Source organism: Pseudogulbenkiania subflava DSM 22618 (assembly GCF_900177275.1).
Classification (GTDB): Bacteria; Pseudomonadota; Gammaproteobacteria; order Burkholderiales; family Chromobacteriaceae; genus Pseudogulbenkiania; species Pseudogulbenkiania subflava.
The window spans coordinates 1-22,554 of the sequence record NZ_FXAG01000001.1 but is presented as its reverse complement, the minus strand read 5'-3'; the positions used below and the strand labels follow the sequence as shown (position 1 = coordinate 22,554).

At 62.3% G+C, this 22,554-nt stretch carries 27 protein-coding genes and 3 tRNA genes; 16 read left to right on the top strand and 14 right to left on the bottom strand.

All coding sequences use genetic code 11. The annotated features are described in order from the left end of the window. Positions 1 to 34: 34 nt before the first annotated feature. Entirely contained in the window at positions 35 to 1,135 is a 1,101-nt protein-coding gene (dprA, locus tag B9N72_RS00140) for a DNA-processing protein DprA (protein ID WP_085274434.1), read from the bottom strand. Continuing rightward, positions 1,132 to 2,166: a LysM peptidoglycan-binding domain-containing protein gene (locus B9N72_RS00135; RefSeq protein ID WP_200810856.1), complete on the bottom strand. Its 1,035-nt coding sequence runs from the start codon at positions 2,164 to 2,166 to the stop codon at positions 1,132 to 1,134. Before B9N72_RS00135 ends, dprA begins: the two co-directional genes overlap by 4 nt. 128 nt (positions 2,167 to 2,294) lie before the next feature. Here B9N72_RS00135 and def point away from each other — a divergent pair, with 128 nt between their 5' ends. The 8 genes from def to B9N72_RS00095 all read left to right on the top strand — a co-directional run bounded on the left by def (position 2,295) and on the right by B9N72_RS00095 (position 11,021). Further along, positions 2,295 to 2,798 (top strand): peptide deformylase, encoded by a 504-nt coding sequence (def, locus tag B9N72_RS00130; RefSeq protein ID WP_085274432.1) that lies wholly within the window; start codon positions 2,295 to 2,297, stop codon positions 2,796 to 2,798. Between the two features lie 301 nt (positions 2,799 to 3,099). Further along, positions 3,100 to 4,020: a methionyl-tRNA formyltransferase gene (gene fmt, locus B9N72_RS00125; RefSeq protein ID WP_085274431.1), complete on the top strand. Its 921-nt coding sequence runs from the start codon at positions 3,100 to 3,102 to the stop codon at positions 4,018 to 4,020. A gap of 57 nt (positions 4,021 to 4,077) precedes the next feature. Continuing rightward, positions 4,078 to 4,932 carry a zinc metalloprotease HtpX gene (htpX, locus tag B9N72_RS00120; protein WP_085274430.1) on the top strand — a complete coding sequence of 285 codons (855 nt, stop codon included), beginning with the start codon at positions 4,078 to 4,080 and terminating at the stop codon, positions 4,930 to 4,932. A gap of 83 nt (positions 4,933 to 5,015) precedes the next feature. After that, on the top strand, positions 5,016 to 6,266 hold the full coding sequence (gene rsmB / locus B9N72_RS00115) for a 16S rRNA (cytosine(967)-C(5))-methyltransferase RsmB (protein WP_085274429.1): 1,251 nt from the start codon (positions 5,016 to 5,018) through the stop codon (positions 6,264 to 6,266). Further along, positions 6,229 to 6,822 (top strand): DUF4390 domain-containing protein, encoded by a 594-nt coding sequence (locus B9N72_RS00110; RefSeq protein WP_085274428.1) that lies wholly within the window; start codon positions 6,229 to 6,231, stop codon positions 6,820 to 6,822. The genes rsmB and B9N72_RS00110 overlap by 38 nt, the downstream gene beginning before the upstream one ends. Continuing rightward, complete coding sequence (locus B9N72_RS00105; protein WP_085274427.1) at positions 6,822 to 8,930, top strand: sensor histidine kinase; 2,109 nt, start codon at positions 6,822 to 6,824, stop codon at positions 8,928 to 8,930. The genes B9N72_RS00110 and B9N72_RS00105 overlap by 1 nt, the downstream gene beginning before the upstream one ends. Next, positions 8,930 to 10,201, top strand: a complete 1,272-nt coding sequence (locus B9N72_RS00100) for a sigma-54-dependent transcriptional regulator (RefSeq protein ID WP_085274426.1) — start codon at positions 8,930 to 8,932, stop codon at positions 10,199 to 10,201. The genes B9N72_RS00105 and B9N72_RS00100 overlap by 1 nt, the downstream gene beginning before the upstream one ends. Positions 10,202 to 10,250: 49 nt before the next feature. Beyond that, entirely contained in the window at positions 10,251 to 11,021 is a 771-nt protein-coding gene (locus tag B9N72_RS00095) for a HesA/MoeB/ThiF family protein (protein ID WP_085274425.1), read from the top strand. Between the two features lie 48 nt (positions 11,022 to 11,069). Here the strand turns inward: B9N72_RS00095 and B9N72_RS00090 are convergent, their stop codons facing one another. The 5 genes from B9N72_RS00090 to B9N72_RS00070 form a co-directional block, all read right to left on the bottom strand. Then, on the bottom strand, positions 11,070 to 11,561 hold the full coding sequence (locus B9N72_RS00090) for a TlpA disulfide reductase family protein (RefSeq protein ID WP_085274424.1): 492 nt from the start codon (positions 11,559 to 11,561) through the stop codon (positions 11,070 to 11,072). A gap of 35 nt (positions 11,562 to 11,596) precedes the next feature. Further along, on the bottom strand, positions 11,597 to 12,004 hold the full coding sequence (locus B9N72_RS00085; RefSeq protein WP_085274423.1) for an acyl-CoA thioesterase: 408 nt from the start codon (positions 12,002 to 12,004) through the stop codon (positions 11,597 to 11,599). Positions 12,005 to 12,043: 39 nt separating this feature from the next. Next, positions 12,044 to 12,418 (bottom strand): VacJ, encoded by a 375-nt coding sequence (locus B9N72_RS00080; protein ID WP_085274422.1) that lies wholly within the window; start codon positions 12,416 to 12,418, stop codon positions 12,044 to 12,046. A gap of 17 nt (positions 12,419 to 12,435) precedes the next feature. Then, positions 12,436 to 13,323: an energy transducer TonB gene (locus B9N72_RS00075; RefSeq protein WP_085274421.1), complete on the bottom strand. Its 888-nt coding sequence runs from the start codon at positions 13,321 to 13,323 to the stop codon at positions 12,436 to 12,438. A gap of 90 nt (positions 13,324 to 13,413) precedes the next feature. Further along, positions 13,414 to 13,878 carry a Dps family protein gene (locus B9N72_RS00070; RefSeq protein WP_014085724.1) on the bottom strand — a complete coding sequence of 155 codons (465 nt, stop codon included), beginning with the start codon at positions 13,876 to 13,878 and terminating at the stop codon, positions 13,414 to 13,416. A gap of 47 nt (positions 13,879 to 13,925) precedes the next feature. Between B9N72_RS00070 and B9N72_RS00065 the strand changes: the two genes are divergently transcribed. Further along, the gene (locus tag B9N72_RS00065) at positions 13,926 to 14,219 is read left to right on the top strand and encodes a DUF167 domain-containing protein (protein ID WP_085274420.1); all 294 of its coding nucleotides are present in this window, start codon (positions 13,926 to 13,928) and stop codon (positions 14,217 to 14,219) included. Positions 14,220 to 14,255: 36 nt separating this feature from the next. On the opposite strand, the gene B9N72_RS00060 is transcribed toward B9N72_RS00065, so the two are convergent. Further along, complete coding sequence (locus B9N72_RS00060; RefSeq protein WP_085274419.1) at positions 14,256 to 14,678, bottom strand: FxsA family protein; 423 nt, start codon at positions 14,676 to 14,678, stop codon at positions 14,256 to 14,258. Positions 14,679 to 14,690: 12 nt separating this feature from the next. Between B9N72_RS00060 and cutA the strand changes: the two genes are divergently transcribed. The 5 genes from cutA to B9N72_RS00035 all read left to right on the top strand — a co-directional run bounded on the left by cutA (position 14,691) and on the right by B9N72_RS00035 (position 16,036). Beyond that, the gene (gene cutA / locus B9N72_RS00055; RefSeq protein ID WP_085274418.1) at positions 14,691 to 15,032 is read left to right on the top strand and encodes a divalent-cation tolerance protein CutA; all 342 of its coding nucleotides are present in this window, start codon (positions 14,691 to 14,693) and stop codon (positions 15,030 to 15,032) included. Between the two features lie 129 nt (positions 15,033 to 15,161). After that, positions 15,162 to 15,237 (top strand) — tRNA-Lys (locus tag B9N72_RS00050). Between the two features lie 38 nt (positions 15,238 to 15,275). After that, positions 15,276 to 15,351: transfer RNA gene (locus B9N72_RS00045), tRNA-Lys, on the top strand. Positions 15,352 to 15,387: 36 nt separating this feature from the next. Continuing rightward, a tRNA-Lys gene (locus tag B9N72_RS00040) sits at positions 15,388 to 15,463 on the top strand. 249 nt (positions 15,464 to 15,712) lie between these two features. Beyond that, the gene (locus B9N72_RS00035) at positions 15,713 to 16,036 is read left to right on the top strand and encodes a hypothetical protein (RefSeq protein WP_085274417.1); all 324 of its coding nucleotides are present in this window, start codon (positions 15,713 to 15,715) and stop codon (positions 16,034 to 16,036) included. A 52-nt stretch (positions 16,037 to 16,088) separates the two neighbouring features. Here B9N72_RS00035 and B9N72_RS00030 read toward each other — a convergent pair whose 3' ends face one another. Next, a complete protein-coding gene (locus B9N72_RS00030; protein ID WP_085274416.1) occupies positions 16,089 to 16,682 on the bottom strand; it encodes a DUF4124 domain-containing protein in 594 nt (197 codons plus the stop codon). 2 nt (positions 16,683 to 16,684) lie between these two features. Then, on the bottom strand, positions 16,685 to 17,329 hold the full coding sequence (gene pyrE / locus B9N72_RS00025) for an orotate phosphoribosyltransferase (protein WP_008955844.1): 645 nt from the start codon (positions 17,327 to 17,329) through the stop codon (positions 16,685 to 16,687). A gap of 71 nt (positions 17,330 to 17,400) precedes the next feature. Here pyrE and B9N72_RS00020 point away from each other — a divergent pair, with 71 nt between their 5' ends. Next, on the top strand, positions 17,401 to 18,066 hold the full coding sequence (locus B9N72_RS00020; protein WP_234985845.1) for an exodeoxyribonuclease III: 666 nt from the start codon (positions 17,401 to 17,403) through the stop codon (positions 18,064 to 18,066). Positions 18,067 to 18,165: 99 nt separating this feature from the next. On the opposite strand, the gene B9N72_RS20485 is transcribed toward B9N72_RS00020, so the two are convergent. From B9N72_RS20485 to B9N72_RS00010, 4 genes are all read right to left on the bottom strand, one after another. Next, complete coding sequence (locus tag B9N72_RS20485; protein WP_143477716.1) at positions 18,166 to 18,978, bottom strand: hypothetical protein; 813 nt, start codon at positions 18,976 to 18,978, stop codon at positions 18,166 to 18,168. Further along, the gene (locus B9N72_RS20480) at positions 18,975 to 19,709 is read right to left on the bottom strand and encodes a hypothetical protein (protein ID WP_143477715.1); all 735 of its coding nucleotides are present in this window, start codon (positions 19,707 to 19,709) and stop codon (positions 18,975 to 18,977) included. The genes B9N72_RS20485 and B9N72_RS20480 overlap by 4 nt, the downstream gene beginning before the upstream one ends. A 49-nt stretch (positions 19,710 to 19,758) precedes the next feature. Then, a complete protein-coding gene (locus B9N72_RS00015; RefSeq protein WP_085274415.1) occupies positions 19,759 to 20,538 on the bottom strand; it encodes an exodeoxyribonuclease III in 780 nt (259 codons plus the stop codon). A 64-nt stretch (positions 20,539 to 20,602) separates the two neighbouring features. Then, a complete protein-coding gene (locus B9N72_RS00010) occupies positions 20,603 to 22,177 on the bottom strand; it encodes a type ISP restriction/modification enzyme (protein ID WP_143477714.1) in 1,575 nt (524 codons plus the stop codon). 74 nt (positions 22,178 to 22,251) lie between these two features. Between B9N72_RS00010 and B9N72_RS00005 the strand changes: the two genes are divergently transcribed. Continuing rightward, positions 22,252 to 22,554 (top strand): helix-turn-helix domain-containing protein (locus tag B9N72_RS00005; RefSeq protein ID WP_143477713.1); only part of this gene is annotated, 303 nt, incomplete at its 3' end.

Sequence of the window (22,554 nt, the reverse complement as noted above, 5' to 3'; positions counted from 1 at the left end):
GACTTTTATGGATGCTGGCAGGGCGCGTCCCGCTTCAGGACAGGCGCTGGAAACGACCGCCCGGCAGGCTTGCCACCCGGCCTTCCAGTTCCAGCTCGAGAAGCATCGCGTAAACCTCCCCCGCCGTCAACTCAAGCCGCGCCGCCAGGCTGTCGACGTCGACCGGATCGTGGCCCAGCTGGACCAGCAACGGCGTCTCCGCCATGGCCGTTGCCGTACTTTCCGCCGCAGGGGGGCTAGCGCTGGCCGCCACGGGCGCGTCGGCGGCAGGGCGGCCGATTTCGTCCAGCACGTCGTCCACCGTTTCCACCAGTTTGGCGCCGTCCTTGATCAGGCGGTGGCAGCCGCGCGCCTGCGGGTTGTGGATCGAGCCGGGAATCGCCAGCACCTCGCGCCCGACCTCGGCGGCGAGGCGCGCGGTGATCAGCGAGCCGGAGTTGACGTTGGCCTCGACCACCAGGCAGCCGCGGCTGAGCCCGGCGATGATGCGGTTCCGGCGCGGAAAGTTGTGTGCCAGCGGCGCGGTGCCGAGCGGGAATTCCGACAGGATCAGGCCGTCTTCGGCCAACTGGTGGGCGAGCTGGCGGTGGCTGGCCGGGTAGACCCGGTCGATGCCGGTGCCGATCACCGCGATGGTCGATGCGGCCGTGCCCAGCGCGCCACGGTGGGCGGCGCCGTCGATGCCGCTGGCGAGCCCGCTGACGATGGTGTAGCCGGCCTCGGCCAGACCGTGCGCGAACTCCTCGGCGGTCTGCCGGCCCTGCGGCGTGGCGTGACGGCTGCCGACCATGGCTAGCATCGGGCGCGCCAGCAATTCGCGCCGGCCCCGGCCGAACAGCAGCGGCGGGGCGTGGCCGGCCTCGGCCAGCGCGGTGGGGTAGTCGTGATCGGCCAGCGTCAGCAGGAAACAGCCGGGCGCGTCGGCCCAGGTCAGCGCCGCCTCCACGTCGGCTGTCGCCACGCGTCCCGCCAGGGCGCGCGCCGCCTCGTCGCCGAGGCAACGCTGCAACTGCGAAAGGTTGGCCGAAGCCGCGGCGGCGGCGCTGCCGAAGGTATCGATCAGGCGCAGCACCCCGACCGGGCCGATGCCCGGTGTCAGTGCCAGCAGCGCCCAGTCGGCGCGCTCGCGGCTCATTCCTCGTCCGGCGTGCGCACCACGTCGCCCACGCCGATCGGCACCGCGCTTTCCATCACCAGGCCGTAGGCGACGCGGTTGAACACGCGGTAGACGAACAGCGAGCCGGCTTTCTCGGTCGGCAGCAGCACCTTGGTCTCGCGGTTGTCCGGCGTCGTGACCTTGACCAGGCTGCCGTTCTTGAGGATGTCGAGGACGTGGCCGGTTTCCAGGCCGTCACGTTGCCCCAGGTTGATCGCCACGTTGTAATACTGGGCCGCGCCGGCGACGCCGTTGGGGGTGGAGATGATCTTGCCCTGCACCATCTTTTCGGGCGGATGCGGCACGTAGCTGACGAAATAGTCGCGCGGCGCCTTGACCAGGCGGTCGCCGACCAGGATTTCCTCGGCCACCTTGCGCACCCGCAACGACTGCACCTCGTCGCCCATCTTCTCGACCGCCAGATCGCCGCCGTAGGTCACCTCGTAGCCCAGCGTCTCGCCGCTGTCCGGATCGCGCAGCGGCTTGTTGGGGCGGTACGACTGCCAGCTGCCGCCCTGGTCCAGCCCCATGGCGTAGGCGCGGTCGCCGCTGCTCATCGCCACGTGTTCGTCGCTGCCGGCGACCAGGCGCGGTGCGCGCGAGAAGCTGTCGATATCGACGATCAGCGGGCGCGACAGGAAGGGTTCGATGGCCTTGGCCGGGATGCTCGCCAGGGCGCGGTCCTGGTCCTCGATGCGCACCTGAGGCGACAGCTTCACCTCGCGGCGGTTGCGCTCCAGGCCGAGGCGCGGCTGGCCGTTGACCCAGGTCAGCACCAGCACGTCGCCGGGATAGATCAGGTGTGGGTTCTTCACCTCGTCGCGGTTCATCTGCCACAGGCGGGGCCAGTTCCACGGTTTTTTCAGGTAGCGGCCGGAGATGCCCCACAGCGTGTCGCCTTTGACCACCACGTAGCGCGTCGGGGCGTCAGGGCGCAGCGTCAGCGTGTCGGAAAAGGCCGGTGCCGCAAGGCCCAGAGCCAAGACTAGCGATATAATGCTTTTGCGCATGGAAAATGCCCCAATATTCATGGACGGGCGCGCCATTCCCGGCGCCCTCGAAGTAACGAAATCTGCGTCAGACAGGTCTATTATCGACATGCTGATGGCAAAACTACAATCTGGAGTAACGGAATTAGATGGCGCTGCTAACTATTCTGCATTACCCGGACGAGCGTCTGCACAAAGTCGCGCGTCCGGTCGGCGCGGTGGACGAGCGCATCCGCCAACTGATCGACGACATGGCCGAGACCATGTACGAATGCAGTGGCATCGGCTTGGCGGCCACCCAGGTCAACGTGCATGAGCGCGTGGTGGTGATCGACGTCAGCGAAGAGAAGTCGGCCCTGACCGCTTTCGTCAACCCGGAAATCCTCGAGCGTCGTGGCGACACCGTGTACGAAGAAGGCTGCCTGTCGGTGCCCGGTATCTACGACAAGGTGCACCGCTCGGAGTGGGTGCGGGTGCGCGCGCTCGACCGCAACGGTGAGCCGTTCGAGATCGAGACCGATGGCCTCTTGGCGATCTGCATCCAGCACGAAATCGACCATCTCGACGGCAAGGTGTTCGTCGACTACCTGTCCCAGCTCAAGCAGAGCCGCATCAAGGCCAAGATGAAGAAGCGCGAGAAGCACACGCTGTAAGAATCTGTCCCGATCTTGCTGCGCGGTCCCTGACCGGGGCTCATGGGCACTGCGTGCGAATCTCTCGCTGAGCAAATCCCTGCGTGCCAATCTTCGATAGGCTCAGCGAGAGATTTGCACGCAGGGATTCACTCAGCGATGCGAAATCCTCATGGACTTCATGTCCATTCCGGTTTCTGTGCTGCTCTTCACCCCGCTGAGGGCCGCTCGCGACAGATCGTGAACAGATTCCAGGCCCGATCCGCGTTGGCCTAACCCCGGGGACACGCACGCCGTGTCCCCTCGTTTTTGCAGGAATGCCATGAAACTGATTTTTGCCGGCACCCCGGAATTCGCCGCCGCCGCCTTGCAGGCCCTGCTCGATGCCGGGCACGACATCCCGCTGGTGCTGACCCAGCCCGACCGCCCCGCCGGGCGTGGCATGAAACTCAAGCCGAGCCCGGTCAAGGCGCTGGCGTTGGAACATGGCCTGCGCGTCGAGCAGCCGCTGACGCTGAAGACCCCGGAAGCGCAGGCGCTGATCGCCGAGGTCGGCGCCGAGGTCATGGTAGTGGCCGCCTACGGCCTGCTGCTGCCGCAGGCGGTGCTCGAGCTGCCAGCAAAAGGCTGCCTCAACATCCACGCCTCGCTGCTGCCGCGCTGGCGCGGCGCGGCGCCGATCCAGCGTGCGCTGCTGGCGGGCGACGCCGAAACCGGCATCACCATCATGCAGATGGACGTCGGCCTCGATACCGGCGCCATGCTGTCGGTGCACCCGCTGCCGATCGCCGCGGACGAAACCGCCGCCACGCTGCACGACAGGTTGGCCGGAGCCGGCGCCCGCGCCATCGTCGACACCCTGGCGCGGCTCGACGCCATCACCCCGGTGGCGCAGCCGGAACAGGGCGTGACCTACGCCCAGAAGCTCAGCAAGGCCGAGGCCGAGGTCGACTGGAGCCAGCCGGCGACGGACATCGCCCGCGCCATCCGTGCCTACAACCCGGTGCCCGGCGCCTTCACCCGCCTCGCCGGCGAACCGCTCAAGCTGTGGCTGGCCGAGGCCGAGGAAGGTCATGGCGAACCGGGCACGGTACTGTCGGCCGGCGCCGACGGTGTGTGCGTGGCAGCGGGCCGTGGCGTAGTGCGGCTCACCCAGCTGCAGGCCGCCGGCGGCAAGCGCCTGGCGGCGCGCGACTTCGTCGCCGGCCGGCCGGATCTGACGGGAACCCGGCTCGGGGCTTGATATTCCGGTCCGCTGGACCATATCTAGGGTGATGGATAACTCAAGGAGGCTGTGGCCATGACATTCAACTGGTTCAAGACGACGTTGCTGATGGCCGCCATCGTGGCCCTGTTCGGCGTCATCGGGGCCATGATCGGCGGCAAGAGCGGTATGCTGCTGGCGCTGCTGTTCGGTGGCGCGATGAACGTCTTCGCCTACTGGAACTCGGACAAGATGGTGTTGCGCATGTACAACGCGCAGGAAGTCGACGCCCGCAGCGCCCCCGAGCTGTACGGCATGGTGGCCGAGCTGGCCGGCCGCGCCGGGCTGCCGATGCCGCGCGTCTACGTCATCCACGAGGACCAGCCCAACGCCTTCGCCACTGGGCGCGACCCCGAGCACGCGGCGGTAGCGGCTACCACCGGCATCATGCGCATGCTGGAGTACCGCGAGCTGCGCGGCGTGATGGCGCACGAGCTGGCACACGTGCAGCACCGCGACACCCTGATCTCGACCATCTCGGCCACCATGGCCGGCGCCATCTCGGCGCTGGCCAACTTCGCCATGTTCTTCGGCGGGCGCGACGAAGAGGGGCGCCCGGTCAACCCGATCGCCGGCATCCTGGTGGCGCTGCTGGCGCCCCTGGCCGCCAGCCTGATCCAGATGGCGATCTCGCGCGCGCGCGAATTCGAAGCCGACCGTGGAGGTGCCGAGATCTCCGGCGAACCGCTGGCGCTGGCCGCGGCGCTGCGCAAGATCGAGTACTACGCCCAGGGACTGCCGATGCCCGCCGCCGAGGCGCACCCGGAGACCGCGCAGATGATGATCATCAATCCGCTCTCCGGCGGCGGCATGGACTCGCTGTTCCGCACCCACCCGCATACCGAGGAGCGCATCGCGCGCCTCAACGAGATGGCGCGCGGCGGCGTCTAGCCGTATCATTCCGCGCAAACCGATCTACCCCGGGCCACAGCCGTGATACGCGGCTGTGGCCGGTTTTTTTTGGAACTGACCGCATGCATCGAATCCAGCAACTGGCCGCCGGCCTGCTCGAAAAAGTGGAAGGGGGCCGTACCCTGACCGAGGCCCTGGCCGACGCTCAGCGCCAGGCGCCCGATCTCACGCCGGCCGAGCGCGGCGCGCTGCAGGACATCGGTTATGGCGTACTGCGCCACCTCGCCGAATGGCGTTGCGTGCTGCGCCGGCTGCTGCCCAAGCCGCTGCCCGAACCGTTGCTGGAACGTGTGCTGATCGTTGCCCTGCACCAGCTCGAGTACACCCGCGCCGCCCAGTACGCCGTGGTCAACGAAGCGGTGACGCTGGCCGGGCGGCTGGCGCGCGGGCGTTTCAAGGGGCTGGTCAACGCGGTATTGCGCAACTACCTGCGGCAGCGCGACGAGTTGAGGGCCGTGGTGGCTGCCGACGACGAGGCCCGCTACAACCACCCGCGCTGGTGGATCAAGGCCCTGCGGCGCCACTACCCGCAAGACTGGCAAGCCATTCTCGAGATGGACAACCAACATCCACCGATGACCCTGCGCGTCAACCGTCGCCATGGCGAACCGACGGCCTACCTGCAGCGCCTGCGTGAGGCCGGTATCGAGGCGGAAGCGCTGGGCGACGAGGCGATCCAGCTCGCCCGCCCGGTCGGCGTGCGAGAACTGCCCGGCTTTGCTGAGGGCGACGTCTCGGTGCAGGACCAGGGCGCGCAGCAGGCAGCGCACCGGCTCGACCTGCGCAACGGCCTGCGCGTGCTCGACGCCTGCGCCGCGCCGGGCGGCAAGACCTGCCACATGCTGGAACTGGCCGATCTCGACGTCACCGCGCTCGACGTCGACGAAACCCGGCTGGGACGGGTCGCCGACAACCTTGCCCGCCTCAAGCTCTCGGCACGCCTCGTCGCCGCCGACGCCGGCAATACCGCGGCATGGTGGGACGGCGTGCCGTTCGACCGTATCCTGGCCGACGTGCCATGTTCCGCCAGCGGCGTGGTGCGGCGCCATCCGGACATCAAATGGCTGCGCCGGCCGGGCGATTTCGCCGAGCTGGCGCGGCAGCAATCCGCCCTGGTCGACGCGCTCTGGCCGCTGCTCGCCAGCGGCGGCAAAATGCTATACGCTACCTGCTCGATTTTTCCCGAGGAGAACCGCGAACAGCTCGCGGCCTTCCTCGCGCGACATGCGGATGCGGTATGCCTCGACGACCAACAACTGCTCCCCAGCGAGCAACATGACGGCTTCTATTACGCGCTGCTTGCGAAGCGCTAGCCTGCTTATCTGGCTGATCGCCTGTGCCGCACTGCCGGCATGGGCCGATTCCATTTCGGCCACCCGCTCCGAGGCCGAACTCCTCGATGGCCAGCTCGCCGTCAGCACCCGCTTCGACATCAAGCTCACCCCCGGCCTCAGTGATGCGCTGACCCAGGGGGTGGCGCTGCCGTTCCGTCTGGAGTTCGAGCTGACCCGGCCGCGCAGCACCGCTTACCTGCTCGACGTCAAGGAATGGTTCGAGCCGCACGCCGAGCTGCACTTCAAGATCGCCTACCAGTCGCTGACCAGCCGTTACCGTGTCAGCATCGGCAGTCTGTCGCGCTATTACGCGACGCAGGCCGAGGCCCTGAGCGCACTCGGCGCGATCCACGGCTGGCGCGTGCTTGAAGCGGGGACGCTGAGTGGTGTGCCGGCCGACAAGGTCAAGGGGCGGGTGCGGCTGATGCTCGACATCGGCCAGCTGCCCAAGCCGTTCCAGCTCAACGCGCTGGGTAGCGCCGACTGGTCGCTGGGCTCGGGCTGGATCGATCTGAACGTGAAGGAAGGCGGCTGATGCGCTACGCCATGATCGCCATGGCCACCTTCGCCGCCATCCTGCTCTACCTGCTGGCGCTCGCTACCGGCAATACCTCCAAGCTGGCCGAGTACTACTGGTGGGTGTTCGGCATCAACGCGCTGCTCTTGGTGGCGCTGCTGGGCGTGGTCGGGCGCCAGCTGGTCCGCCTGCGGCGCCGGGTCAAGGGCCGCGTCTTCGGTGCCAAGCTGACCCAGCGCCTGGTGATGATGTTCGCCGTGGTGGCGTTGGTGCCCGGCCTGCTGGTGTATACCATCTCGACCCAGTTCCTCTCGCGCAGCATCGAGAGCTGGTTCGACGTGCGTGTGGAGTCGGCGCTGGATCGCGGGCTGGAGCTCGGGCGCAACGCGTTGGGCTATGTGTTGCAGGACGTTGGGCGCAAGGCGCGGGTGGTGCAGGACGATATCGACGCGCTGCCGGACAGCGGCCTGCCGGCCCGGCTGGAGCGGTTGCGCGAGCAGCTTGGCCTCAACGAGGTTGCCATCTTCAACCGCCAGGGGCAGTTGCTGGCGTTCGCCAGCGGCGATCTGGCCGGGCTGCCGCAAACCCCCTCGCGCGAGGCCTTGCGCACGTTGCAGCCGCGCCAGCCGGTACAGACCATCGAGAACGATCGGCGCAACCAGCTTGCGCTCAAGGTGCTGATGGCCTACCACGACCGGCATGATGAAACCCGCGTGATGCAGGTGATCCAGGCGGCGCCGGAGAGCATCGCCCACGATGCCGAGCTGATCGACACCGCCCGTGCCGACTATCGCCAGCTCCTGCTCTCGCGCGACGGCCTGCGCACCTTCTATACCCTGACCTTGACGCTGGCCTGTCTCTTGGCGCTGACCGCCGCGCTGGCGTTCGCGCTGTGGTTGTCGGAACGGCTATCGGCGCCGCTGTCCGAACTTGCGGCGGGGACCCGTGCGGTGGCGCAGGGCGACTTCTCCAGGCGCCACCCGGTGTACCGGCGCGATGAGCTGGGCATCCTCACTACCATGTTCAACCGCATGACCCAGCAGCTCGACGAGGCGCGCCAACTGGCTGACGAGAACCGACTCAAGCTGGAGTCCGGCAAGCTCTACCTGGAAAGCATCCTGGTCAACCTGCGTGCCGGGGTGATGGCGTTCGACGACGGCTGGCGCCTGCGCGCCGCCAATACCAGCGCGTCGCGCATCCTCGGGGTGGACTTTGCCGAGTTGGCCGAAGCGCCGTTCCGCGAGTGGGCCCGCCTGGTACCGGCACTGGTACTGCTGGTCGACAACGTCTGCGAGCATGCCGACAACGAGCGCCAGCCCGAGTGGCAGACCCAGCTCGATTACACGACCGCGCAAGGGGAGCGTATCCTGTTGGTACGGGGGGCGCGCTTGCCGGAGGGTTCAGGCAGCGGCTACGTGGTGGTGTTCGACGATATCACCGAACTGGCTCGAGCGCAGCGCGATGCCGCTTGGGGCGAGGTCGCCAAGCGTCTGGCGCACGAAATCCGCAACCCGCTGACGCCGATCCAGCTCGCCGCCGAGCGTCTGGCGATGAAGCTGGCCGACAAGCTGGAAGGCAGCGATGCCGATCTCCTGCGGCGCGCCACCGACACCATCGTCAAGCAGGTGTCCGCGCTCAAGGGCATGGTCGACGCCTTCCGCGACTACGCCCGCTCGCCGCGCATCAAGCTGGTGGCGCTGGATTTGAACCAGCTGGTACGCGAGGTGATGACGCTGTACGAATCCAATGCCGCTGTTAAGATGACGTTGTCTGAACAACCATTGATGATCATGGGGGATGCCGCCCTGTTGCGCCAAGTGTTGCATAATCTGCTGCAGAATGCGCAGGATGCGGTCCTTGACGTTGACATCCCGATGATTCACATTAGCAGCCGACAAGAAGGACGAAGCGCGATCGTCTGCGTGCAGGACAACGGAGCCGGCTTCCCGGCCGACATCCTGCCGCGCGCGTTCGAGCCGTATGTGACCAACAAGCCCAAGGGTACAGGCCTTGGGCTGGCAGTGGTGAAGAAAATCATAGAGGAGCACCATGGTCAGATCGCACTGGGAAATGCCGGGCAGCAGGGCGCACGGATACTTCTCACCCTGCCATTGCTGGAGGCCTAATGCGTAGCAGCGACATTTTGATTGTGGATGACGAAATCGGCATCCGCGAACTGCTTTCGGAAATACTGCAGGACGAAGGGTACACCGTCGCCTTGGCCGAGAACGCCGAAGTGGCGCGACAACTGCGCAACCAGACCCGTCCGGCGCTGGTGCTGCTGGACATCTGGATGCCCGATTGCGACGGCGTGACCCTGCTCAAGGAGTGGGCCAAGTCCGGTCAGCTCAACATGCCGGTGGTGATGATGTCCGGCCATGCCAGCATCGATACCGCGGTCGAGGCCACCCGCATTGGTGCCTTCGATTTTCTCGAGAAACCGATCGCCCTGCAGAAACTGCTCACCACCGTGCAGCGTGCCGTCAAGTACGGCGACATGCAGGTCAACACCTCGCTCAACCTCGACAAGCTGGGAAAGAGTGAGCCGATCCAGGAGTTGAAACGTCAGCTTGAGCGGGTGGCCAAGGTCAAGTCGCCGGTGCTCCTGACTGGCGAGCCCGGATCGGGCTTCGAGCTGGTCGCCCGGTTCTTCCACCAGGGCAACACGCCGTGGGTGACGCCGGCCAAGCCGGAGCAACTCGCCGACGCTCCGCTGGAACTCTTGCAGAAGGCCAACAACGGCGTGCTGTTCCTGCCCGAGATCGGCCAGTACAACCGCCGCATCCAGCAAGGGCTGCTGTTCCTGCTCTCCAAGCTCGACCGTTTCAACGTGCGCCTGCTGTGCTCGTGCAGCCGCCCGCTGCAGGAACTGCTGGTCGACCCGGAGTGCGACAACCGCTTGTTGACCACGCTCTCCAGCGTGATCGTGCCGATTCCGCCGCTCCGCGAGCATGCCGAAGACATCATCTTCATCGCCGAGCAGATTCTCACCGAGCTGGTGGAGTCCAAGCAGGTGTCGGCGCACAAGCTCACCACCGCGGCGCTCAACGCACTGCGCCAGTACGACTGGCCGGGCAATCTCGAGCAGCTCAGGAGCATCATCAAGAGCCTGGCGCTGACGGCAGAATCGGCCGATATCGATGCCCCCGAGGTCAACAAGGTGCTGGCGCAGTTCCGTCACGAGAAGCCGGCCGCCGAAGAAACCGGTTTCGACTTCAACATGCCGTTGCGCGAGTTGCGCGAGCAGCTGGAGCGTCGCTACTTCGAGTATCATATCTCGCTGGAAAACGGCAATATGAGCCGTGTGGCGCAGAAGGTCGGCCTCGAGCGTACCCACCTGTATCGCAAGCTGAAGCAGTTGGGCATCAAGTTCGCGCGCAAGACTGCAGAAGAGTAATCCCCGACCGCCGGTGCTCCCGGCGGTTTCCCTGGCAGAATCGCCCCCCATGACCGAACTGAGTGACCAGGCGCTGTTGCGCTACAGCCGGCATATCCTGTTGCCGGAACTCGATATCGCCGGGCAACAGGCCCTGCTTGGCGCCCGTGCGCTGATCGTCGGCGCCGGCGGGCTGGGGTCGCCGGTGGCCTTGTATCTGGCCAGTGCCGGGGTCGGGCAGCTCACTATCGCCGACGATGACGTGGTCGAGCTGACCAACTTGCAGCGCCAGATCGTCCATGACATGGCGAGTCTCGGTCGCAACAAGGCGGATTCGGCGGCCCAGCGCATGCTGGCCCTCAATCCCGAGGTGACAGTGCGCGTCATCGGCGAACGGCTCTCCGGCCAGGCCTTGGCCGACGAAGTGGCGCGCCACGATGTGGTGCTCGATTGCTCCGACAATTTCGCTACCCGTCACGCCGTCAACAGTGCCTGCGTGGAAGCGGGGGTGCCGTTGGTGTCTGGTGCCGCGGTGCGCTTCGACGGCCAGCTTGCCGTGTTCGATACCCGCCAGCCGGCCTCCCCGTGCTACCACTGCCTGTTCCCGGAAGAGGGCGAGGCCAACGACGGGCCATGCGCGACCTTTGGCGTGCTCGCGCCGTTGGTCGGTGTGATCGGCAGCCTGCAGGCGGTGGAGGCAATCAAGCTGCTGGCGGGGATTCCCGTCGCTTTGGGCCGGCTCACCCTGTACGATGCGTTGGAGAGCTCATTCCGCAGCATGAAGGTGCCGCGGGATCCGGCCTGCCCGGTCTGTTCCGGGCGAAGCGCGCGTTCCGAATGAAAAAACCCGCCGAGAGGCGGGTTTTTTCATGGAAACAGGCCAGGTGGTTCAGGACTGGAGCTGTTTCTCGATCAGCTGACGCACTTCCTTGAAATCCATCACACCGACGTAACGCTTGATGATGTGACCCTGCTTGTCGATCAGCATTGTGGTGGGGGCCAGCTGGATTTCACCAAAGGCCTTGGCGATGCTGCCTTGGGGGTCCAGTGCCACGAAGAATGGTAGCTGGTTCTTCTCCACGTAGGTCTTGACGTAGTTGGGGGGATCGTAGCTCATCGCCACCGCCACGGTTTCAAAGCCACGCGGCGCATACTGCTGGTACATCTTCTTGATTTCGGGCATCTCTTCGACGCAGCCGGGGCAACTGGTCGCCCAGAAGTTGACCAGCACCACCTTGCCCTTCAGCGAACTGGTGCTGAGCTGTTGTCCCGCTATCGAGGTGTACTGCACTTCGGGAGCGCGGTCCTTGTTGAACAGCATGCTGTAGGCCAGCAAGCCGGCCACCAGCACCAGTGCCAACGCCATCAAACCTTTTTTCATGCCTTGTCTGTTCCGGTAATAGAAGCGAAAAGCGCTTATTGGTCTTGCATCGCGGCCAGAAGTTCCTTGAGCTGGCCTTCCAGCGGTACCGCCTTGTCCAGCTTGGCATCGTACACCACGAAGGTGACGTCCGCCTCGGCCACGAGGGTCTCGGTGCCGGCCAGCTTCACCGCCTGATGCATCACCGCACTGCGGTGGCCAATCGTCTTGACCGAAGTCTCGATGGCCAGCTCTTCGCCCATCGTCGCGGCGCGACGATAGTTGATATTGATGTTGACCACGACCAGCGCCAGTCCCGACTGCAGAAACCACGGCAAATCGCCGCGTTCCTCGAAGAAGGTCCAGCGCGCTTCCTCGAGGAACTCGAGGTAGCGCGCGTTGTTGACATGGCTGTACAGGTCGAGATGGTAGCCGCGCACCTTGATGCGGGTGATGTGCTTCATCGCTTTGCCTTTATCGTGGGGTGCGTCGGCGGGGCCGCTTCAGGCGTCCGGGCCGAGGTCGAAGGGAACGAATTCGGCGCGCTCCAGCGGCTCGTCGACGATGTCGGACAGCACCGAGTGGATTTCCAGCTGGAACCATTCCTGGAACAGCGCCAGCGTCAGCGGAGCCGGCCACAGCGAGTCGTCGTCGCACCAGTCGGCCAGCTCGGCCTGGAACAGCTGCTGATACTGCTCCAGCACGGCCTGTTCGGCCGCGTCGTAATCATCGGCGCAGGGAATCAGCAGGGCGTTGCAGTCGCGGGTCAACGATGCCAGCGTGACGTTGTCGTTCAGCTCGCCCGGTAGTTGCTTGAGCCAGTCGAGAAAGGGAGGACGCGGCCGGATGATGGCGACGCTGCGGTTGACTTCGTACATGACGATCCTTGTTCGGGTTAAGGGCTTGCCAGACGGCTATCCTGGGTGAACGCCCAGCGCCGCACGATTTCCAGCGCACTGTATTTTTCCGCCAGCGATGGCGGGAACGGCGCAAACGGCGCGGAGAGGCGGACGATATTCTTGGCGGCGTTGTCGAGCACATCGTGCCCGGAGCTGCGCCGCACGGTGACCGAGCGCAGCGTGCCGTCGGCGTTGACCACCACGGTCAGCTCCAGCGAGCCGAAAATCTGCTGACGGCGAGCCTCGTCCGGGTAGTTGAGGTTGCCGATACGCTCCACCTTGAGGCGCCAGTCGTCAACGTAGCGGGCCCATTCCACACCCCGCGCCGTGATGCCGTAGACCCCCTTGGTGCGGCCGCTCTCGTCCGGACGGTTGACGGTGTCGTCATCCCCCTGCTGTCGTGCCACCACGCTCGCCTGGGCCAGCAGGGCCTGGGCGGTGATCGGGGGTGCTGGTGGTGTTGGCGGGGCCGGGGTACGCACCGGGGCCTGTTTGTCGTTGGTGGGCGCCGTGAACCGCTCGTTGGCTGCCGGCGGTTGCGGTGGTGCGGCGGCCACGGCCTCTTGTTGATGCCGGGCCGGACCGGCGGTGCCAGGTGCTATGCGCTCGGGGACGTGACTCGCCAGTTTGCCGGGGGCCGGGGTATTGCCGGCGCCGACAGTGTTCTGTTCGGCCAGACGCAGGGTGGGTGGAGGTGTTTTCTGGGGCGCTTCCGCCAGCTTGACGCTGATGGTGCTGGTTTCCGGCAACGGGATGGGGCGAATCCAGGACACCTGGCCGGCAGCGAACAGCAGCACATGCACCAGCACCGACACGGCCAGGGTGACGGTGAACAGCCAGGAACTGGCCGGCGGGCTGGGTGGGTGGCGCAGGTTACGGGGCATGGCGGCATTTTCTCACTGCGGCCGAGTGTAGCATGCCGGTGTGACTGTGTGCCTCGCCTTGCACGGCGTTGTCGTACGCACCCGACAGGATCAGGCTTCCAGCAGGCTGCGCAGCATCCAGGCCGTTTTCTCGTGCACTTGCAGGCGCTGGGTCAGTAGATCGGCAGTCGGCTCGTCGCTGGCTCGCTCCACCACGGCGAAAATGCTGCGCGCGGTACGGCACACGGTTTCATGACCTTCGACCAGTTGGGTGATCATGTCCTGGGCGCGGGGCACCCCGCTGGCTTCGGCGATCGAGGTGAGCCGGGCATATTCGCTGTAACTGCCGGGGGCGTAGTGGCCGAGGGCGCGGATGCGCTCGGCGATCATGTCCACGGCGAGCGACAGTTCGTTGTAGTGCTGCTCGAACATCAGGTGCAGGGTCTGGAACATCGGGCCGGTGACGTTCCAGTGGAAATTGTGCGTTTTCAGGTAGAGCGTGTAGGTGTCGGCCAAGAGGCGAGAAAGTCCTTGGGCGATGTCCTGGCGGTCTTGTTCGTTGATGCCGATATCCATGCTGATCCTCCTGTATGATGCCCGGTCGTCATGTCCCGAGAGAAGTGATGAAAACCTGGCTGAGCTGTAAAGACAGTGTGATTCGACTCACCCTGCACGTGCAACCTGGCGCGAAAAAGACCGATCTGGCCGGCGAGCACGGCGGGGCGCTCAAACTGCGATTGGCCGCGCCCCCCGTCGAGGGTAAGGCGAATGCGATGTTGCTGGCCTGGTTGGCGGAGCGTTTTGAGGTGCCCAAACGCGATGTCGTACTGCTGAGCGGTGACAAGAGCCGGCACAAGATCGTCGAGATCAAGCTGGCGCTGGACGAGGCCGCTGTCCTGGCTTGCCTGGGTCTGTAGTCCCGCCGCCGTCGCTGGGGCTGATTGCCGTGGGTCTCAGTGCAGGTGACGCGAGCGATCCGTCGGGTCATCCACTCGAGTGTACTCGCCATCGATCACGTTGTCGGCAGCCGACGGCGGCATGGTGGGCCGTTTGATCGAGGGGCCCTTCAGCGGCAGCAGCAGCAGGAGTGCCAGGATGTCGCTGATCACGCCGGGGATCAGAAACAGCACGCCGGCCAGCAGGTAGCGCAAGGGCCACAGCAGGCTATAGAGTGAAACCTGGTCGCCCTGGTGCATCAACGAGCCCAGCGTCAGTAGTGCACCCAGCTGCCGGTTGCGCAGCATGGCGATGCCGATGAGCGCGGAAACGATGATCCACAGCATGGTGACGCCGCCGCCCCAGGCGTCGGTCATGGCCACCAGGGTGGCGATTTCCGCGAAGGGGTATAACAGTAGTAACAGTAAGAGTCCGCGCATCGAGTTCAACTTATGTCAGAAAATAAATGCTTGCTGGTGTTATGTAACACGCCCGACCGTACAACCGCCAGCCGGATCGCCAGGCAACTGGTGGAGGAACGGCTGGCCGCCTGCGTCAACATTCTGCCGGAGGTGCAGTCGGTGTACCGCTGGCAAGGGCGGATCGAAGAGGCCAGCGAGGTGCCCCTGCTCGTCAAGACCACGCAGCAGGCTTACGCCGGGCTGGAACGTCGGCTCGTGGAGCTGCATCCTTACGAGGTGCCGGAAATCGTGGCCTGCGACATCGCCCACGGCCTGCCCGCCTATTTAACATGGGTGGCAGAGGAGACTCTTTCAAGCCCGAAAACAATCTGAGGTGCAGGGCGCGCACGATCGTTGCCACCAGCCGGTTTGCCAGCGGAATGAAAGTCCGGCTTTTGGGCTGAATTTTGAGAAAATTGTTGACAGTGTCGGTTTGGGGGGGTTATAGTGTTGATCTCTCGGGGGTCGTTAGCTCAGCTGGTAGAGCAGCGGACTTTTAATCCGTTGGTCGCAAGTTCGAATCTTGCACGACCCACCACCCTGACAGGATGCTGATAGGGTGAGTGCCGGGTAGTTGGGTCGTTAGCTCAGCTGGTAGAGCAGCGGACTTTTAATCCGTTGGTCGCAAGTTCGAATCTTGCACGACCCACCAGTTGTTTCTGTAGTTTATATTATGTAGTGCCGTTCTGGGTCGTTAGCTCAGTTGGTAGAGCAGCGGACTCTTAATCCGTAGGTCGAAAGTTCGAGCCTTTCACGACCCACCAGAATATGTAAACGAAAAGCCTAGTCAACCCGACTAGGCTTTTTGCTTTTCCACGCAGATTGCAGCGGGGGCACGGTCTGCCTTGCGCTGCGGCACGCCGACCTTCTACCTTCCATGAGCGCGCTCACTCCCCGTTTTGCCCGGTGCGGGTTTGGTCTATCGGGCAATGGCGGCATGCGACGCCTTGCCATTGTTATGCCATTGGCTACTGTCGCATAATTCCCCGATATTCCCATGAGAGAGAGTTGTCATGTTGAAGCGCACTGCCGGCTGCCTGTTATTGCTGTTGTCTGGACTAGTCTGGGCCCAGACGCCGGAAGAGGAGGTGCTGTCGGCCCAGATGGCCTACCAGCAGACGAGTCGCAGCGCCGACACGGCGCTGCGGCGTCTGGACGCGGCACAGCAAGCCAAAAAGCTGGCCGAGGCACGGCTGGCGGATGCCCAAAACGAACTGCAGCGGCGCGAGAAGGACGTGAGCGAGGCGGCGGCTGCGGCGGAGAGCGCGACGCGCCAGTTGCAGGCCTCCGAGCAACACCTGAGACAGGCCTGGCAGCACAAGGACGCCTTGCGCTGATGGCGCGCGTCAAAACGGGGAAGGGGGCGTCAGTGCGCCCCCTTCATTGCGATCAATGCTGGGTGAGCTGGCGGTAGCGTTCCAGATCCGCCTGCATCTTCTTGGTCTGGCTGGCGATTTCGCTCTGTCGGCTGCTGATGGCAGTATCGAGGTTGGCGGCTTGTTGGCGCAGCACCCCGATGTTGGCCGTCAGGGTGGGCTGGGGCGGCTTGCCGCCTTTCTGCAGCGCTTCGATCTGGCGCGTCTGCTGGGCGATGTTCTGCTGCAGCGTTTTGCGGTCGGCCAGCAGGCCGTTGAGCATGCTCTGCTGCACGGCGAGTTGTCTTTCCCGTTCGCTGCGTAGTTCGTCTGCCGACTGGTAGCTTTCGACGAGCCCCTTGTCGTAGCGGGCCTGGTAGCGCTGGCGCGCCGCCTCGGCCTGGCTGGCCGCTTCGCGAGCCTCGCGCGCCGTGCGTTCCTGTGGGGTTTCCACCGAGTGCGTGACGCTGCCTTGACGGTTGAGCTCGACCAGGCCGCGTGGCGTCTGCAACGGCGGGGCATCGCTGTAGTGAACCTTGCCGGATTCGTCGACCCATTTGTAAAGCGTGCCGCCGGCCAGGGCGGTTAGCGGCAGCAGGGCGAGCAGTAGTCCGGCAAGACGTGGCATGATCAGTCGTTCACTCCATATTGGGCGCGATAGGCGCGTACGGCGTCCAGGTTGGCCGCCAGTTCGGGGCTGTCTTCGAGGAAGGCCAGCAGGTCTTTCAGGGTGGCGATGGCGACCACCGGCAGGCCGTAGGCCTGTTCGACTTCCTGCACCGCGGACAGGGCGCCGCTGCCGCGTTCCATGCGGTCGAGCGCGATGGCGACCCCGACCGGTTCGGCGCCAGCGTCGCGGATCAGCTTGACCGATTCGCGCACCGAGGTGCCGGCGGAGATGACGTCGTCGATGATCAGCACGCGGCCCTTGAGCGGTGCGCCGACCAGCACGCCGCCTTCGCCGTGGTCCTTGGCTTCCTTGCGGTTGTAGGCGAAGGGTACGTTACGGCCGGCTTCGGCCAGCGCCATCGAGGCGCCGGCGGCCAGTATGATGCCCTTGTAGGCCGGGCCGAACAGCATGTCGAATTCAACCTTGCCGTTCATTATCGCTTTTGCATAAAATCGCGACAAGTTCAATGTGGACAGGCCATCGTTGAACAGGCCGGCGTTGAAGAAATAGGGTGATTTCCGACCCGCCTTGGTGGTGAATTCGCCGAACTTCAGTACCTGTTTGTCCAGCGCAAAACGAATAAAATCCTGGCGGAAATCGCTCATATCGACCTCTTTGAAACATTAACCATTTGAAAAACCTGCCTTTGGCGGGAAGGATAACACGGGAGACTGTCTTGCTTCGAATCGTTTCGGCCAACCTCAACGGCGTCCGCTCGGCGGACAAGAAGGGCTTTTTCGACTGGCTGGCCGGCAGCCAGGCCGACCTGGTGTGCGTGCAGGAGCTGAAGGCGCAACCGGGCGATCTGTCGCCGCGCATGCAGGCGCCGGACGGCCTCACCGGCTATTTCCACTGCGCCGAGAAGAAGGGGTATAGCGGCGTCGGCATCTACTCCCGGCACCAGCCGGACGCTGTCGTGGAAGGCTTGGGCATCGACTGGATCGACGCCGAGGGGCGTTATCTGCAGCTCGATTTCGGCGAGCTGTCGGTGGTGTCGCTGTACCTGCCGTCGGGCTCCAGCTCGGACGAGCGCCAGCAGGTCAAGTTCGACTTCCTCGACGTGTTCATGCCGCACCTGAACGAATTGCGTGCCGCAGGCCGCGACATCGTGATCTGCGGCGACTGGAACATCGCCCATAACGAGATCGACCTGAAGAACTGGAAGGGCAACCTGAAGAACTCGGGCTTCCTGCCCGAGGAGCGTGCCTGGATGACCGACCTGCTCGGCCGGGGTGGCTGGGACGATGTGTGGCGCCGCCTCCATCCCGAGGTGCCGGGCTACACCTGGTGGAGCAACCGTGGGCAGGCTTACGCCAAGGACGTCGGTTGGCGCATCGACTAGTCAATCCTACAAAAAACCGACATTTTGCTCTGCAACAATCCCCCCTCCCTCAACACGTCCTTAGATTGGCCACGCAGTGGTTTGCTCCTAGACGCTTGTTCAAATCACTAGCTCACATAGCTTGTCTGCTGCAGTTTCAGTGCTAGAAGCTGGCCATAGTCTCATCGACACACTGTCCGCCTCACGCTCGATCTCATCTAGGTTGCGTTTCAACGCAGTGCGTTGCTTATCCCCCAACGTCGGGTCAGTATCCGGGGGAACGGCCATAATCAGTCCGGCCTGAGTAACTCCAGAAATATCTTTTGCACGAGCAAGTTCCCATAGCTTTGCGCGTGCATCACGGACACTTGATGGCTGTCGAACTGGATGTAACATGCCAAAATGTAGGATTGCTTTCGGAGAGGAGAACCCAAAACGGACAGGCTCACCACCGTTCAGCAGGATGGCCGTACGATTGAAATACGTATCAAGCTCAGGGTACCGGACCACTACCTGTTCCCGAACCTGAGTTGCAAACCGTTTATTTCCTTCAGTCTGGTTGGGGCTGAGATCCTCACTATCGCTATCTAGCGCATCCAGATTCGCCAGGCTCGAATACATCAGTGCAGCGATGCGAAGAGCCTCGCTGCGGTCTCTGACATCGGTCTCAATGGTTCGCCCAGGAGTCAACCCCATAAGTGGTGGTAGTTCGACGGCTGCAAGAGGAATGAGCTGTAAGTAAGTTTCTATTGCAGTATTGAAGAGGGTTTTCAGCTTACCAGCAGCTTCGCCATACATAGCATTCAGTACATCATCCCGGATAAGAATGTGACCTGTGATCTCGTCATCTATCGAGACAATGACGGCAGCTGTTAACCGTTCGCCTGTGCCAGCAACGGGCTCCCAAAATAGGGGTGAAATAGTTGCGTTCATTGCAGCCCCGCAAACAAGTCATTTGGTTGTGGAAAGCGGGCAACTACACGAGATGCCAGAGCAGGCAGCCTGTTGGCTACAAATTCGGCAAATTGGTATGCGCCTGCTTCGGCTGCACTCTCTGCAGCTTCAAGTAGCTCGTTACCAGGTAGCATAAGCGCATGTGAAACCGCACTAGTTTGGATTTGGCTGTGCAAGCCAAGGGAACCAAGTAGCCATGCCAGCTTATTTAGGTCAGGAAGGTTGCCATCGGCAACCCCGAGCGATTGGTCGTGATCCACCCACACAGGCTCGCCCCCATCCCACAAGACTTGGCCAATGTGACGATCCACATTATGGATAGCCTCATCCGCAGCGATAACGGCTCCAGTTTGGGGCCAGCTGGCTAACAAGGTTGCAGCTGCTACGATTAGCTTCTCTTTGTACTGGTCGGGTAGATGATCGCTCCAACCCAACCGTTGCTTGAGGTTAGGGTAAGCCGCATCCTGAGAGCCATACAGGACTTCATTCCCTGCAAGCACAATACAGGGGGCTGGCGTTGCAATTCCCCATGCCCGCAATACGAGCGCTGCGAAACACTCTGCGGCTATCTTGTGCTGTTCTAGTCGCTTGCAGATGACGGTTGCGATACCGCCCGTTGATAAACGGACTTGAGCCCGGAATGGCTGGCTGTTTCCTTCGCCAAGACTTTGTTCTGTCCCAGGGATAAGAGCTGCGCGCTCAATCTGCATGATTACCTTAGCCTCTCACACGGTAATTAGGGTTAAGACAAGCCTGCTCTTACACTACCCACTCATAGTCAACGGTGAGTGGGGCATGGTCGCTAAACCGCTCCTCCTTGTAGACAGAGGTGGTTTTGGCTGTCTGGGCTAACTCTCTTGTAGCAATCTGGTAATCGATTCGCCAACCAACATTTTTGGCCCAAGCTTGCCCCCGATTCGACCACCATGTGTACGCTTCGTCAGTCGTGTCAGGGTGCAAGCTGCGATACACATCGACCCACTCTAGGTCACTTAGAACTTTGCCCATCCACTCCCGTTCTTCAGGCAAGAAACCGGAATTTTTCAGGTTGCCCTTCCAATTCTTTAAATCAATTTCTTTGTGAGCAATGTTCCAATCACCGCAGATCACCACTTCCCGTCCGCGTTGCGCTAATTCTCCAAGGTGTTGGTAGAAATGCTCCATGAATGCAAATTTCGCTTCTTGCCGGTGATCACCACTGGAGCCTGAAGGTAAGTAGACCGATACAACTGATACATTGCCGTAAACGAGCTCAATATAGCGACCTTCGCTGTCGATTTCCGGCACTCCAAGACCTTCAATGACCTGTTCGGGCTGGTACCTCGTATAGATACCGACCCCACTGTAGCCCTTCTTCTCGGCGTAATGAAAGTACCCCTGCAGGCTTGCGGGGTTTAACATTTCGGGCTTCATGTCTGCTGCTTGGGCTTTGAGCTCTTGTAGACACACGAAGTCTGCATCCTGGCCTTCAAGCCAAGCCAGGAACCCTTTGGTCGTGGCTGAACGGATGCCGTTCAAATTTGCGGAGATTACTCGCATAGCTACTTTCGTTTCTTTCTGCCACCGGCAACATGTTTTCGATGGTTAACCGCTGGCCATGGATTCAAATATCAAGCACCGGGAGTGCCTTCACAATTTTCATGGTTTCTAGACTCACCGTGACCACCCGTAAGAACAACTCCAGTGGGTAACGTGGGTTGTTCATGGTTTCGATGGCCCAGTCGTTGGCATCATTGACGATGCCGCTGTCTTTCTCAGTTTTCTCGCACTGACGCTCCACCACCCAATCCAGTGCCGCTTTCCCGTTGACCACGTAATCGTAGGCTTCCAGTGGGATGCCGGTAACGGTAATACGATCGTTGTAGATCAGGACGGATTTGTCATCGACAGATTTCAGTTTGCCGGTTTTGTCGTCTTGTACCTTCGTCTTGCCATACTTCATTTTCTCAACACGGTAATCGCTGCCGGCCAACGTCTTGCCACCGGTATCCACCTTGGCACCTGTATACATAGGCACACTCTCATAGTTGAGGTGCAGTTCGGATAGGTCGCGCCCGGCTTTGCTGAAGTGCCAGAAGTTGACGGCCCCCTTTACGCACGGGATGCGTGGCAACTCCTTACTGAGGTTGTCGGCAAAACGCTCACGGTAATCGGGTGAGTGCAGCAGGCCGTAGACGTAATAGAACACGTCTTCCTTAGTGATGGCCTCGCCCGGATAGGCAGTGTAAAAATACACCAAGCCTTCATTAGTAATCGAATCGCGACGCTTGCGGCCAACCATGGTCACGGTCTCCTGTTCCTGGCTGTCGAACAGGCTGTCTTGTTGGGGCTGGTTGGTGGTTTTGCTGTCTTCATCGTCGTAGAGGTATAGAGGGAAGCACTGCGAACCGTCAATGTCCACCATGTGCAGGCCAGGAATGGCATCGCAAATCAGCGTACTAAACGCGACTTTTTCCCCCTTGCCTGATACACAAATTACCTTATTTGATGACTGGCTGTCCGGGAATAGCTGCGGCATCTGGTATACACGCTCATTGAACGCACGGCTATAATACATCCACTGTTTAGTGAAGGGACGGTACAGGCTGGGGGTCAGGGCAACCTGTTCGTAATCAAAGCGTTTGCCTCTAACCAAATCCTGCTTCAAATTCGCAGACCAACTAATCTGAGTCGGGTCCGTATTTATCAAACCATTCACTACAGTTGTGCGGGAGGCTTTGTCCTGGCCGATGCAGGCCAGTTCGAGACGTGCAACCTCGCTGCTATAAAAGCAAATCATTCGCTGCATATTGCCGACCAGCTTGGTTCGGCTAGAATTGACACACCAAGCATCTCGCCCTGTTTGTAAGCCACGAGAGTAATTGGCGAACAGTGCTACCTCGTTACTTTTCTTCGCTCCCATCACAATAAAGTCAGCAGCGCCCTCATCCCGCTGCTTCACCCAATCGCCATGCTCATCCGGCGTAATTTCCTGCCAAAGATTGGCTGCCGTAATCCCGGCAACACTGCCAAGATTGAATATAATGTTCAGCTTCTGTTCGCGATCTAGGTAATCACCAATGTCGTGCCAGAGTATCTGGCCGTGCTGCGCCGCTGCCGGATTCTTCACCAGCAGGGAAATAGCAATCGGAGCGCGGCTCCCCATGCCAAAGACGTTGTCTTTTTCCTTGCGACGCAACTCGCCTGAAGTACGGGCATTGCCACGTAAATGGAAAATATAAGTAGTGCCGCACAACTAAGTTGGAATGATTTTTGCTTCTGTTTGCGTATCTCCCTGATGCCGGTTCGACGATGCGTAAACTCACATTGACCTTGAATGAAGCTGAAGTCTGCACTCTTGAACAATTAGCCAAAGCACACCCCAAGGAATATTTCCGCTTGCGCGGCAAGGCGTTGATTGCTGTCAACCAAGGTCAGGACATTGCCACCGTTGCCGCCGTGTTGCGAATCAGCGGCGAGAGCATCAGAACATGGATTCACAACTGGGAACGCCACGGTCTAGTCGGCATCCTGAATGCTCGTGCCGGTGGACGGCCAGCCAAACTGACCGAGGAC

What these genes read in the sequence shown, in the direction of transcription:
- dprA (WP_085274434.1), bottom strand. Translation starts at nt 1,135, where the DNA reads ATGAGCCGCGAGCGCGCCGACTGGGCGCTGCTGGCACTGACACCGGGC.
- B9N72_RS00135 (WP_200810856.1), bottom strand. Translation starts at nt 2,166, where the DNA reads ATGCGCAAAAGCATTATATCGCTAGTCTTGGCTCTGGGCCTTGCGGCA.
- def (WP_085274432.1), top strand. Translation starts at nt 2,295, where the DNA reads ATGGCGCTGCTAACTATTCTGCATTACCCGGACGAGCGTCTGCACAAA.
- fmt (WP_085274431.1), top strand. Translation starts at nt 3,100, where the DNA reads ATGAAACTGATTTTTGCCGGCACCCCGGAATTCGCCGCCGCCGCCTTG.
- htpX (WP_085274430.1), top strand. Translation starts at nt 4,078, where the DNA reads ATGACATTCAACTGGTTCAAGACGACGTTGCTGATGGCCGCCATCGTG.
- rsmB (WP_085274429.1), top strand. Translation starts at nt 5,016, where the DNA reads ATGCATCGAATCCAGCAACTGGCCGCCGGCCTGCTCGAAAAAGTGGAA.
- B9N72_RS00110 (WP_085274428.1), top strand. Translation starts at nt 6,229, where the DNA reads ATGACGGCTTCTATTACGCGCTGCTTGCGAAGCGCTAGCCTGCTTATC.
- B9N72_RS00105 (WP_085274427.1), top strand. Translation starts at nt 6,822, where the DNA reads ATGCGCTACGCCATGATCGCCATGGCCACCTTCGCCGCCATCCTGCTC.
- B9N72_RS00100 (WP_085274426.1), top strand. Translation starts at nt 8,930, where the DNA reads ATGCGTAGCAGCGACATTTTGATTGTGGATGACGAAATCGGCATCCGC.
- B9N72_RS00095 (WP_085274425.1), top strand. Translation starts at nt 10,251, where the DNA reads ATGACCGAACTGAGTGACCAGGCGCTGTTGCGCTACAGCCGGCATATC.
- B9N72_RS00090 (WP_085274424.1), bottom strand. Translation starts at nt 11,561, where the DNA reads ATGAAAAAAGGTTTGATGGCGTTGGCACTGGTGCTGGTGGCCGGCTTG.
- B9N72_RS00085 (WP_085274423.1), bottom strand. Translation starts at nt 12,004, where the DNA reads ATGAAGCACATCACCCGCATCAAGGTGCGCGGCTACCATCTCGACCTG.
- B9N72_RS00080 (WP_085274422.1), bottom strand. Translation starts at nt 12,418, where the DNA reads ATGTACGAAGTCAACCGCAGCGTCGCCATCATCCGGCCGCGTCCTCCC.
- B9N72_RS00075 (WP_085274421.1), bottom strand. Translation starts at nt 13,323, where the DNA reads ATGCCCCGTAACCTGCGCCACCCACCCAGCCCGCCGGCCAGTTCCTGG.
- B9N72_RS00070 (WP_014085724.1), bottom strand. Translation starts at nt 13,878, where the DNA reads ATGGATATCGGCATCAACGAACAAGACCGCCAGGACATCGCCCAAGGA.
- B9N72_RS00065 (WP_085274420.1), top strand. Translation starts at nt 13,926, where the DNA reads ATGAAAACCTGGCTGAGCTGTAAAGACAGTGTGATTCGACTCACCCTG.
- B9N72_RS00060 (WP_085274419.1), bottom strand. Translation starts at nt 14,678, where the DNA reads ATGCGCGGACTCTTACTGTTACTACTGTTATACCCCTTCGCGGAAATC.
- cutA (WP_085274418.1), top strand. Translation starts at nt 14,691, where the DNA reads ATGTCAGAAAATAAATGCTTGCTGGTGTTATGTAACACGCCCGACCGT.
- B9N72_RS00035 (WP_085274417.1), top strand. Translation starts at nt 15,713, where the DNA reads ATGTTGAAGCGCACTGCCGGCTGCCTGTTATTGCTGTTGTCTGGACTA.
- B9N72_RS00030 (WP_085274416.1), bottom strand. Translation starts at nt 16,682, where the DNA reads ATGCCACGTCTTGCCGGACTACTGCTCGCCCTGCTGCCGCTAACCGCC.
- pyrE (WP_008955844.1), bottom strand. Translation starts at nt 17,329, where the DNA reads ATGAGCGATTTCCGCCAGGATTTTATTCGTTTTGCGCTGGACAAACAG.
- B9N72_RS20485 (WP_143477716.1), bottom strand. Translation starts at nt 18,978, where the DNA reads ATGAACGCAACTATTTCACCCCTATTTTGGGAGCCCGTTGCTGGCACA.
- B9N72_RS20480 (WP_143477715.1), bottom strand. Translation starts at nt 19,709, where the DNA reads ATGCAGATTGAGCGCGCAGCTCTTATCCCTGGGACAGAACAAAGTCTT.
- B9N72_RS00015 (WP_085274415.1), bottom strand. Translation starts at nt 20,538, where the DNA reads ATGCGAGTAATCTCCGCAAATTTGAACGGCATCCGTTCAGCCACGACC.